Below are 10,540 nucleotides of genomic sequence, written 5' to 3' on the forward strand. Positions count from 1 at the left end.
GAGTAGGTGGTACTCTTATCATATCAGGGAATCTTCTTTTTGACTTCTAGAAGTCTCACATCTATTGTAACGCTACAAAATTTTTAAAAAGTGTCAAGTTTTTTTCTTGACACCAGATGAAAGTGTGTTATAATAGAACATGTGCTAAATAGCTCTGCTATTTCACCAACCAAAAAACATATAAGAAAAGAGAAGATAAAAAATGGCAGTAAAAATCCGTTTGACTCGTATGGGTTCTAAAAAGAAACCTTTCTACCGTATTAACGTTGCAGACTCACGCGCTCCACGCGATGGTCGTTTCATCGAAACAGTTGGTACTTACAACCCACTTTTGGCTGAAAACTCAGTAACTCTTAAAGAAGAGCGTGTACTTGAGTGGTTGGCAAAAGGTGCACAACCATCTGACACAGTTCGTGCCCTTCTTTCTAACGCTGGCGTTATGAAGAAATTCCACGAATCAAAATTCTCTAAATAAGAACAGTAAGCGAGAACACTTATGGACATGATTGAAAATCTCATTATTGCGATTGTGAAACCTTTGATTTCACATCCTGATAGCTTGACAATTAAAATTGTTGATACACCGGAATTTTTAGAATATCATTTGGATTTGGATAAATCTGATATTGGCCGTATCATTGGGAAAAAAGGACGCACAATTTCTGCAATCAGAACGATTGTCTACTCTGTTCCAACAAGTGATAAAAAAGTTCGTTTAGTGATTGACGAGAAAGAATAAGAAGGTCACCATTTGGTGGCTTTTTACTTACTTCAAGATAAAAAACTAGAAAGGGAATTATGAAACTTATTTGGAACTATCTGAAACACTATCCAAAATGGTTGATATTAGACCTGTTTGCCGGAATTTTGTTCGTAGCGGTCAACCTTGGTTTGCCAACCTTCTTGGCTCGGATGATTGACCAGGGGCTCACGCAAAATAATCCTGACCAAGTCTATTTCTGGGCTTGGATGATGTTGATAATCGTTGTGTTGGGCATTGTCGGTCGTGTCCTTTTGGCCTATGCTGCTGGACAGTTGACGACCAATATTGTCAAGGATATCCGCAATGATTTGTATGAAAAAATCCAAGATTATTCCCATCATGAATACGAGCAGATTGGTGTTTCTTCGCTTGTGACACGGATTACCAATGATGCCTTTGTCCTCATGCAGTTTGCGGAGCAGGTGCTGCGACTGGGTGTTATCACGCCTATGATGATGATTGCCTCGGTCATCATGACCCTGGTGACTAGTCCTGGACTGGCTTGGACAGTAGCAGTGGCTATGCCTTTCTTGGTCTGGGTCGTCTATTATGTGGCCATCAAGACCCGTCCTTTGTCTGAAATGCAGCAGCAAAAGTTGGACACGATTAACCAGTACGTCCGTGAAAATCTCATGGGGTTGCGGGTCATCCGGGCTTTTGCGCGCGAAGAATTTCAAGAAGAACGATTTGAGCAGGTCAATGAGGATTACACCGGCATTTCTAAGAAACTCTTCATCTTGACAGGTTTGACGGAGCCACTTTTTGTACAAATCATTATTGCCATGATTGTGGCCATTGTCTGGTTTGCCCTTGCTCCGCTCAGAGAAGGTAGCTTGCAAATCGGTGACCTGGTTGCCTTTATTGAGTATGGTTTTCATGCCCTTTTCTCCTTCTTGCTCTTTGCCAATCTCTTTACCATGTATCCTCGGACGGCAGTTTCAGCCAAGCGGATTCAGGAAGTTCTGGATATGCCGATTTCGATTTCTAAAAATGAAGACGGGATTACAGAGACAGAAACCCGAGGTTACCTGGAATTTGACAATGTGACCTTTGCCTATCCAGGTGAGACCGAGTCGCCTGTTCTCCACAATATCTCCTTTAAGGCAGAACCTGGTCAGACCATTGCCTTTATTGGCTCAACGGGTTCTGGTAAGTCTACTCTGGTCCAGCTCATTCCGCGATTTTTCGATGTGACCCTGGGCCGGATCTTGGTAGATGGTGTGGATGTCAGACGCTACAATCTGAAAGCCCTCCGCAGCAAGATTGGCTTTATTCCGCAGAAAGCTCTGCTATTTACCGGAACAATCGCCGAAAACCTCAAGTATGGAAAGCTGGATGCCAGCATGATGGAGCTGGATGCGGCGGCTGATGTGGCTCAGGCCAAGGATTTTATCGAAAGCAAGGAAGACCGGTTTGAGACCCATTTGGCAGAAGGCGGTAGCAATCTGTCTGGCGGGCAAAAACAGCGACTGTCTATCGCGCGTGCCATTGTCAAGGAACCAGAAATCTATATCTTTGATGATTCCTTCTCTGCCTTAGACTATCGGACAGATGCGATTTTACGCAAGCGCCTCAAGGAAGTGACGGAAAATGCGACTGTCCTTATCGTTGCCCAGCGTGTGGGAACTATTATGGATGCGGACCAGATTATTGTCCTCAACGAAGGGGAAATTGTCGGTCGTGGTAAGCACGATGAGTTAATGGAAAGCAATGAATTCTACCGTGAAATTGCCAATTCTCAACTCAATCGTCAGTCCTTGACAGAAGAAGAATAGGAGGGTGATATGAAGAATACAAATGTTTTTAAGCGTGTTTGGACCTATTTGCGGACCTACAAAAGCTCTATCATTATTGCCATCCTTATGAAGATTCTCAGTGCCATTATGAATACCTTAGAGCCCCTGGTGCTGGGTATGGTTATCACCGAGCTGACAGCAAACTTATTGGATATGGCCAAGGGTGTTGAAGGAGCCGGTATCAACGTGCCTTATGTCGCAACCCTCCTAGCAATTTACGCCTTCCGTGCCCTCATGTACGAAGTTGGAGCTTATTTTTCTAACTATTTCATGACCAAGGGTGTTCAACATGCTGTCCGTGATATGCGCCAGGACTTGAGCCAAAAAATCAATCGAATCCCGGTTTCCTATTTTGACAAGGAGCAGTATGGTGACCTCCTGGGCCGCTTTACCAATGACGTTGAGACAGTTTCCAATGCCCTACAGCAGAGTTTCCTGCAAATTGTCAATGCGGCCTTGATTTTGACCTTTGCGATCGGCATGACCTTCTACCTCAATGTTTCCCTGGCCTTGGTCGTTCTGCTCTTGGTACCCCTGACTTACTTTAGTTCCAGCTATATCATCAAGCGCTCCCAGCCTTATTTCAAGGAACAGGCTGCTATCCTGGGTCGCCTCAATGGCTTTATTCAGGAAAATCTGACCGGATTCCATGTTTTGAAACTCTACGGACGGGAAGAGCAGTCTAAACTTGAATTTCGCCAAATTACGACGGAACTGCAGGAGGTTGGTTTCAAGGCTAGCTTTACCTCTGGCATGATGATGCCGGTGGTTCAGGGCTTGTCAAACCTGACCTATGTTATCATTGCCCTCTTGGCTGGTCTCCAGGTTTTGGCGGGGCGTCTGACAGTTGGTAATTTGCAGGCCTTCGTCCAATATGTCTTCCAAATTTCTCAGCCGGTGCAAACCCTTACCCAGCTAGCTCCCCAGTTGCAGTCTGCTAAATCTTCCCTGGAGCGCATTTTTTCAGTCCTAGATGAGGTGGATGAGGTCAACGCCAATGAGCAAGCCTTGACAGACAATCTGACCGGCCAAGTCAGCTTTGAAAATGTTGAATTTGGCTATTCTGAGGATAAGCCTCTCATTCGCAATTTCAATCTGGAAGTCAAGCCAGGTGAAATGGTGGCCATCGTTGGACCAACGGGTGCCGGAAAAACTACACTCATTAACCTGCTGATGCGATTTTACGATGTAACATCTGGAGCCATTAAGGTCGACGGTCACGATATTCGTCAATTATCACGCCAGTCCTACCGTAGTCAATTTGGTATGGTTCTGCAGGATGCCTGGCTTTATGAAGGAACTATCAAGGAAAACCTTCGTTTTGGTCGGCTGGATGCCACTGATGAGGAAATTGTTGAGGCAGCCAAGATTGCCAATGTGGACCACTTTATCCGTACCCTACCTGGCGGTTACAATATGGAGATGAACCAGGAATCCAGCAATATTTCGCAGGGGCAAAAACAGCTTTTGACCATTGCGCGTGCCTTGCTAGCAGATCCCTCCATTCTCATTCTTGATGAGGCGACCTCATCCGTTGATACCCGCTTGGAATTGCTGATTCAGAAGGCTATGAAACGGCTCATGCAGGGCAGAACCAGCTTTGTCATCGCCCATCGTCTGTCAACCATTCAAGAGGCGGATAAGATTCTGGTCCTCAAAGACGGCCAAATCATTGAACAGGGTAATCATGAAAGTCTGCTAGCCCAGGAAGGATTCTACTATAATCTCTATCAAAGCCAGTTTAGTAGCAGTCAGTAAGGTTTCCACACCGATATTTTCCAAAATTGGCCAGATTTGTTATGCTAATATTAGAAATAACAGGGAGTATGAGTACATGAAAAAATCTCAACTGGTTTTAACAATCCTATCGCTCATCATCCTGGCTGTCTATCTAGGCTTTAGAAAGACAAGCATCGACCTTCCAGAGGCGGACAGAATTGTTATCCAAAACGAAGACTTTCAGTAAATTGCTGTTCTAGAAGGAAAGGACACTGCGCGTCTTCATTCAGATGTGACATATATTAGCCCCTATTTCTTTGATAATCCTAGCAAGCAGGACGCCCCCGCAGGTAGATAAGTTCTACTTTTTAGAATTTTTGCCCAGCAGTAAAAATGCCTACCTCTATAAATCCAAAGGAGCAACCTATCTGGAATTGCCCTATGAAAAATCGGTCAAAACCAAGAAAGTTATAGAGGAGATTCTCCCAAGATAAGTCGGCGCTAGCCGGCTTTTTCAATCCCTTGAGAAATCTCTGCTCCCATGTTAAAATAGATGAATAGAAAAATAAACGGAGAACACATGAATTATTTTAACGTAGGAAAAATAGTCAATACCCAAGGCTTGCAAGGAGAAATGCGTGTCCTGTCTGTGACGGACTTCGCTGAGGAACGTTTTAAAAAAGGCGCAGTCTTGGCGCTTTTTGATGACAAGGATCAGTTTGTCATGGAAGTGGAAATTGCCTCCCACCGCAAGGCCAAGAACTTCGATATTATCAAGTTCAAAGGGCTCTATCATATCAACGACATTGAGAAATACAAGGGCTTTAGCCTCAAGATTGCGGAGGAAAATCTGACAGATTTGGACGAAGGCGAGTTTTACTACCATGAAATCATCGGGCTGGATGTCTATGAAAATGACCAGTTCATCGGACAAATCAAGGAAATCCTTCAGCCGGGTGCCAATGATGTTTGGGTGGTCAAACGAAAAGGCAAGAAAGATTTGCTTTTGCCGTATATTCCGCCGGTTGTTCTTAATATTGACATTGACAACAAGCGCGTCGATGTAGAATTGCTCGAGGGGCTGGATGATGAAGATTGATATTTTGACTCTCTTTCCAGAAATGTTTGCACCCTTGGAACATTCTATTGTCGGTAAGGCGCGGGACAAGGGCTTGCTGGAAATCAATTATCATAATTTCCGTGAGAAAGCCGAGAAATCGCGCCACGTGGATGATGAGCCCTACGGTGGAGGTCAAGGTATGCTCTTGCGGGCTCAACCGATTTTTGACACCATGGATGCCATTTCCCAAACCAATCCGCGCGTGATTTTGCTGGATCCAGCCGGTCGGACTTTTAATCAAGCCTACGCTGAGGAATTGGCTCAGGAGGAGCAGTTGATTTTCATCTGTGGTCACTATGAGGGCTACGATGAGCGGATTAAGGCCTTGGTGACAGACGAGATTTCTCTTGGTGATTATGTATTGACTGGTGGGGAGTTGGCTGCCATGACCATGATTGATGCGACGGTGCGCTTGATTCCAGAGGTGATTGGCAAAGAAGCTAGCCACACTGATGACAGTTTTTCGTCTGGTTTGTTGGAATATCCCCAGTACACGCGCCCTTATGAATACCGTGGCATGGTCGTCCCAGATGTGCTTATGAGTGGGCACCATGAAAATATCCGGAAATGGCGCTTGGAGCAAAGCCTACGCAAGACTTATGAGCGTCGTCCTGACTTGTTAGAGAAATATGACATGACGGCAGAAGAGGAAGAAATTTTCCAGAAAATCAAAGCAGAAGTATCACCAGAAGACTAGGGACAATCCTTGTTCCTTTTCTTTTTTATTAGATTGACAAAATTTTCTGAATTTTTCTTGAAATTCATCATCAAAAGTAGTAGAATAGTAAAAAATAAGGAGCTGTATCCAGTAATTTTGCTGGAATTTTGACAGTGTCTCAAGAAAATGAAGGCTGAGTGGTAGAAAACCAACCTTCGTTAGAGGCGCTGAGCTGTAAATCGAGCTTCTAACAAGGAGTGAACACTATGACTGTAAATCTTGATTGGGAAAATCTAGGCTTTTCCTATATGAAATTACCCTACCGTTTTATTGCGCATTTTAAAGATGGCCAATGGAGCGAGGGAGAGTTGACAGATGATACAAATTTGCACATTTCAGAAAGTTCTCCAGCCCTCCATTACGGCCAACAAGCTTTTGAAGGGCTAAAAGCTTATCGCACCAAGGAGGGAAAACTCCAGCTCTTTCGTCCAGACCAAAACGCTGAGCGCCTGCAACGAACAGCAGACCGCTTGCTCATGGAGCCTGTTCCGACGGAGCTCTTCATCAAGGCTTGCAAAGAAGTGGTCAAAGCCAACGCAGACTACGTTCCTCCCTATGGAACTGGTGGCACCCTCTATCTTCGCCCGCTCCTCATTGGTGTCGGTGACATCATTGGCGTAAAACCTGCTGAGGAGTACATTTTCACCGTTTTTGCCATGCCAGTTGGTGCTTACTTCAAGGGTGGATTGGCGCCGACCAACTTCCTCATTCAGGACAAGTACGACCGCGCGGCACCAAATGGTACAGGTGCAGCCAAGGTTGGTGGTAACTATGCAGCTTCCCTCCTGCCTGGCCAATATGCCAAAAAGCAGGGCTTCTCAGATGTGATTTATCTGGACCCAGCTACCCACACCAAGATTGAAGAAGTCGGCTCAGCAAACTTTTTTGGGATTACAGCTGATGACGAGTTTGTTACGCCAATTTCACCGTCAATTTTGCCCTCTATTACCAAGTATTCTCTTTTGTACTTGGCAGAGCATCGTCTGGGTATGAAGGCTGTGGAGCGTGAAGTCCTTGTCGAAGAATTAGACCAGTTTGTCGAAGCAGGAGCCTGCGGAACAGCAGCCGTTATCTCTCCAATCGGCGGAGTGCAGCATGGCGATAAATTCCATGTCTTCTACAGTGAGACTGAGGTAGGACCTGTTACTCGTAAGCTCTATGAAGAATTAACAGGAATCCAATTCGGTAACGTTGAAGCACCTGCAGGCTGGATTGTTGAAGTGGAATAAAAATAATACTCTATTTTTGCATGTTCATGTGCAGAGGTAGGGTATTTTGTTTTTTAGGCACCAAAATGCTTTTTTTTCTTTTTAAGTGTTTATGCTTCCCAATTTGTAAAATTAAGCAAGACAGAAAAAGCCATCTATATTAGGCTCAGATAAACTACCACATTTGTCTGAAAGGAACTAACATAAATGACCTATACCCATGAACCACAAATGAACTCGTAATGATAGAGGCTTACTACAAAGAAGGTATAAAAGTTACAGATATCATGATAGTCCTTAGAAGATCAAAGCAGACCGTCTATCATGTTATCAACTTTCTCAAAGATGGGCATTCTGCCTATGACTATTATGAACACTACAAAGCCAATAAGAAACGCTGTGGTCGGAGGAAAACAAGTCTTTCGCAAGCAGAAAAAGACTTTATTCAAACTCATTTAGATCAAAGCTGGAGCCTTGATGTCATTAAAGAAACTTATCCAAATAGGATTTCTTGTTCTATTAGAACTCTCTATCGACTGGCTGACCGTGGTGTTTTCAAGAAGGAAGACCTCCCTTGGAAAGGAAAACGAAAACCAAATGGTCATAGCGAAAAAAGAGGAAAACAAGCCTTTCGCAGAGATTTACGTGAAAGAGCTGAACTCTATCCTGATTTTCATACAGAGTTCGGACACTTAGAAGGAGATACCATTATTGGCGAGAAACACAAAAGTGCGGTCATTACCTTAGTAGAACGCCTCTCAAAAGCTATCATTACACTGAAAACTAAGGGACGAAAAGCAAGTGATATCGAGGTTGCCATCAATCAATGGCTGTCTCAATTCCCTAGGCATCTCTTTAAGTCGATTACTTTTAATTGTGGGAAAGAGTTTTCCAATTGGAAGTCTATTTCAAATGCACATGACATCGATATTTTCTTTGCCGATCCAGGTTGTCCTGGACAACGAGGTCTCAATGAACACTCGAATGGTTTACTGAGACGAAACGGATTGCCTAAACAGATGGATTTTATAGATGTTTCTCAGCAGTTTTTATCAACTGTAGCTGATAAATGAAATAGAATTCCTAGAAAGTCTTTGAATTATCAAACATCCTACAAAGTTTTTCTGGGTTTCTTGAAAAAGTCTAGCATAATTTGACAATTTAGAAAAAAACGAAAAAGTGGAAAATAGTATGACATACCAAACGCAAACAACTTGGAAAGAAATCATTAAGAAGATACCAGCAGATTACCAGTTTACAGATACCTATCAGCCAGCGGAAGAATGGTGGGACTATAAGGGGCATCGCCTGCATTTGGATACGTATAGAAATACAGAAGCCCCTGCTAAGATTATTGCCTTTCACGGCGTAGGTACCACTGGGAGACAGATTTCAATGATTTTGGGTGGCCCACAAGCTAAGAACGGTTACTCTTTTTATAGATGAAATATCTCAGGGCCATGCTTTTCTTGACTTTCTATCCTATTTTGAATACAATGTATTATAAAGGAGGTCGGGTGATGACTACTATGACGTTACGGATTAACGATGAGGATTCTAAACTGATTAAGAATTATATCCAGTTGCATGGACTGACGATTTCAGAGTTTGCGCGTCAGGCTATGTTGGAAAGAATCGAGGATGAATATGATTTGGCTGTTCTTCGTCAGGCTATGGCAGAGGATGACGGAGTTCGCATTTCGCATGAGGAGTTAATGGCGGAGTTTGGGCTATGACCTATAAGTTAACCTATACTTCAAGGGCCGTAAAACAACTGAAGAAATTAGATGCTTTTACTCGAAAATCAATCTTGACTTGGATTGATAATAACATTGCACATACCGACAACCCACGTCTGCATGGCAAGGGATTGACAGCTAATCGGTCAGGAGAATGGAGTTATCGTGTAGGAAATTATCGGATTTTGGCAAATATTTACGATAATGAAATTGTCATTGAAGTGTTCGCCATCGGTCACCGCAGAGATAGTTATTAGCATACGAGTCAAAGGATATTTTTCTTGACTTCAAACCAATCGACCCAAAACAAATTTAGGAGCAAGCATGACAGTATTTAGAGATGATTTACAAGATTTAGAACCCTATAAATTACCGGGGCAGGCAGTTCACAATCTGGGCGACAATGAAAACCGCCTGATTGATTGGACTTTTTTGTTGGAGGAAAGTTTGGAGCAATTGAAAGCGGGCGAATTGTCTTTTTACGGTGACAATCGCTACGCAGAATTGATTGAAATCTATGCCAATTATCTCGGTGTCCAGTCCCAACAAGTGACAGCAGGAGTCGGGTCGGATTTTCTGGTGCATATGATTATTATCGGCGCCCTCAAGCACGATGAGGTCTTTTTGACCATCAATCCAGACTTTTTCATGTACGAGGTCTACAATCAGATACATGGCAGTCGGTTTGTCTCTTACGACCTGCCACAAGACAAGCAAACCTTTGTTCTCAAGGCGGATGATTTGCTGGAGTATGCCAAATCAGTCAAGGCCAAGATGATCATGTTTTCCAATCCTAACAATCCCTCTTCAGTCGCATTTGACTCAGTCCAAGTCGAGAAAATTATCGCCCAATTCGATGGTCTGGTCGTTATTGATGAGGCCTATATCGAGTTTGCGGACAGCAGTAGTTTTGTAGAGAAAATCAACCAGTATGACAATCTGATTGTCCTGCGCACCCTGTCCAAGGCCTTCGGACTAGCTGGCATCCGGCTCGGATTTGCGGTAGCTCAGGAGCAACTGATTGTTGAGCTGGACAAGATTATTCCGCCCTATAGTTTGTCCAATGTCACGGCGAAAATCGGCACACTAGCCTTAGCTCATAGGGATTTGGTTGTTGAAAAAATAGCAGAGCTGAAAGCTATACGCGCTGCGTTTATCGAATTCTTGCAGGCCATTCCTGATTGCCGTGTTTTACCTAGCCAAGCGAATTTTGTGACCTTTTCTGCGCCTTGGAGCAAGGAATTGTACGAATTCGCCCTTACCAAAGACTGGAAGTTCAAATATTATTCCCAAGGCGTCCTTGCCAATCACATTCGTATGGCTATCGGACGACCAGAAGAAATGGATGCAATGAAGAAAATGATAAAAGAAGTGGCAGGAATTTAATCTCCTGCTGTTTTTCCCAAATTTCAAGTTGAAGTTAGCCACCCAAAAGAAATTCACTTGGCGACTTGTAGTCCAAGCATTTTTTAGGGTA

The 10,540-nt window shown here is 43.7% G+C and carries 12 protein-coding genes and 1 pseudogene; all 13 read left to right on the forward strand.

The features are described 5' to 3' along the window. Window positions 1-202: 202 nt before the first annotated feature. The 13 genes and pseudogenes from rpsP to ACHBGV_RS09835 all read left to right on the forward strand — a co-directional run bounded on the left by rpsP (window position 203) and on the right by ACHBGV_RS09835 (window position 10,449). Window positions 203-475 (forward strand): 30S ribosomal protein S16, encoded by a 273-nt coding sequence (rpsP, locus tag ACHBGV_RS09775; RefSeq protein ID WP_105111987.1) that lies wholly within the window; start codon window positions 203-205, stop codon window positions 473-475. A gap of 21 nt (window positions 476-496) precedes the next feature. After that, entirely contained in the window at window positions 497-739 is a 243-nt protein-coding gene (locus tag ACHBGV_RS09780; protein WP_105145478.1) for a KH domain-containing protein, read from the forward strand. A gap of 59 nt (window positions 740-798) precedes the next feature. Beyond that, on the forward strand, window positions 799-2,538 hold the full coding sequence (locus ACHBGV_RS09785; RefSeq protein WP_172059238.1) for an ABC transporter transmembrane domain-containing protein: 1,740 nt from the start codon (window positions 799-801) through the stop codon (window positions 2,536-2,538). A gap of 9 nt (window positions 2,539-2,547) precedes the next feature. Next, window positions 2,548-4,317, forward strand: a complete 1,770-nt coding sequence (locus tag ACHBGV_RS09790) for an ABC transporter ATP-binding protein (protein WP_394736238.1) — start codon at window positions 2,548-2,550, stop codon at window positions 4,315-4,317. 76 nt (window positions 4,318-4,393) lie between these two features. Continuing rightward, entirely contained in the window at window positions 4,394-4,525 is a 132-nt protein-coding gene (locus ACHBGV_RS09795; protein WP_269088507.1) for a hypothetical protein, read from the forward strand. 333 nt (window positions 4,526-4,858) lie between these two features. Then, a complete protein-coding gene (gene rimM, locus ACHBGV_RS09800; RefSeq protein ID WP_394734600.1) occupies window positions 4,859-5,377 on the forward strand; it encodes a ribosome maturation factor RimM in 519 nt (172 codons plus the stop codon). Then, entirely contained in the window at window positions 5,367-6,095 is a 729-nt protein-coding gene (gene trmD / locus ACHBGV_RS09805) for a tRNA (guanosine(37)-N1)-methyltransferase TrmD (RefSeq protein WP_105123272.1), read from the forward strand. Before rimM ends, trmD begins: the two co-directional genes overlap by 11 nt. 227 nt (window positions 6,096-6,322) lie before the next feature. After that, window positions 6,323-7,345, forward strand: coding sequence for a branched-chain amino acid aminotransferase (locus tag ACHBGV_RS09810; RefSeq protein ID WP_394736239.1), 1,023 nt, complete (start codon window positions 6,323-6,325; stop codon window positions 7,343-7,345). Between the two features lie 186 nt (window positions 7,346-7,531). Continuing rightward, window positions 7,532-8,481 (forward strand): annotated as a pseudogene (locus tag ACHBGV_RS09815) (IS30 family transposase). A 34-nt stretch (window positions 8,482-8,515) separates the two neighbouring features. Then, complete coding sequence (locus tag ACHBGV_RS09820; protein WP_394736240.1) at window positions 8,516-8,770, forward strand: hypothetical protein; 255 nt, start codon at window positions 8,516-8,518, stop codon at window positions 8,768-8,770. Between the two features lie 74 nt (window positions 8,771-8,844). Then, window positions 8,845-9,060 carry a type II toxin-antitoxin system RelB family antitoxin gene (gene relB / locus ACHBGV_RS09825; protein ID WP_105111980.1) on the forward strand — a complete coding sequence of 72 codons (216 nt, stop codon included), beginning with the start codon at window positions 8,845-8,847 and terminating at the stop codon, window positions 9,058-9,060. Beyond that, the gene (locus tag ACHBGV_RS09830; protein WP_394731922.1) at window positions 9,057-9,320 is read left to right on the forward strand and encodes a type II toxin-antitoxin system RelE/ParE family toxin; all 264 of its coding nucleotides are present in this window, start codon (window positions 9,057-9,059) and stop codon (window positions 9,318-9,320) included. Before relB ends, ACHBGV_RS09830 begins: the two co-directional genes overlap by 4 nt. Window positions 9,321-9,387: 67 nt before the next feature. Next, window positions 9,388-10,449 (forward strand): aminotransferase class I/II-fold pyridoxal phosphate-dependent enzyme, encoded by a 1,062-nt coding sequence (locus ACHBGV_RS09835; protein ID WP_394736241.1) that lies wholly within the window; start codon window positions 9,388-9,390, stop codon window positions 10,447-10,449. Window positions 10,450-10,540: the final 91 nt, after the last annotated feature.

It is taken from the genome of Streptococcus sp. A34 (assembly GCF_043674115.1).
Taxonomy (GTDB): Bacteria; Bacillota; Bacilli; order Lactobacillales; family Streptococcaceae; genus Streptococcus; species Streptococcus suis_V.

Coding starts and splice junctions, on each gene's coding strand:
- rpsP (WP_105111987.1), top strand. CDS start 203: ATGGCAGTAAAAATCCGTTTGACTCGTATGGGTTCTAAAAAGAAACCT.
- ACHBGV_RS09780 (WP_105145478.1), top strand. CDS start 497: ATGGACATGATTGAAAATCTCATTATTGCGATTGTGAAACCTTTGATT.
- ACHBGV_RS09785 (WP_172059238.1), top strand. CDS start 799: ATGAAACTTATTTGGAACTATCTGAAACACTATCCAAAATGGTTGATA.
- ACHBGV_RS09790 (WP_394736238.1), top strand. CDS start 2,548: ATGAAGAATACAAATGTTTTTAAGCGTGTTTGGACCTATTTGCGGACC.
- ACHBGV_RS09795 (WP_269088507.1), top strand. CDS start 4,394: ATGAAAAAATCTCAACTGGTTTTAACAATCCTATCGCTCATCATCCTG.
- rimM (WP_394734600.1), top strand. CDS start 4,859: ATGAATTATTTTAACGTAGGAAAAATAGTCAATACCCAAGGCTTGCAA.
- trmD (WP_105123272.1), top strand. CDS start 5,367: ATGAAGATTGATATTTTGACTCTCTTTCCAGAAATGTTTGCACCCTTG.
- ACHBGV_RS09810 (WP_394736239.1), top strand. CDS start 6,323: ATGACTGTAAATCTTGATTGGGAAAATCTAGGCTTTTCCTATATGAAA.
- ACHBGV_RS09820 (WP_394736240.1), top strand. CDS start 8,516: ATGACATACCAAACGCAAACAACTTGGAAAGAAATCATTAAGAAGATA.
- relB (WP_105111980.1), top strand. CDS start 8,845: ATGACTACTATGACGTTACGGATTAACGATGAGGATTCTAAACTGATT.
- ACHBGV_RS09830 (WP_394731922.1), top strand. CDS start 9,057: ATGACCTATAAGTTAACCTATACTTCAAGGGCCGTAAAACAACTGAAG.
- ACHBGV_RS09835 (WP_394736241.1), top strand. CDS start 9,388: ATGACAGTATTTAGAGATGATTTACAAGATTTAGAACCCTATAAATTA.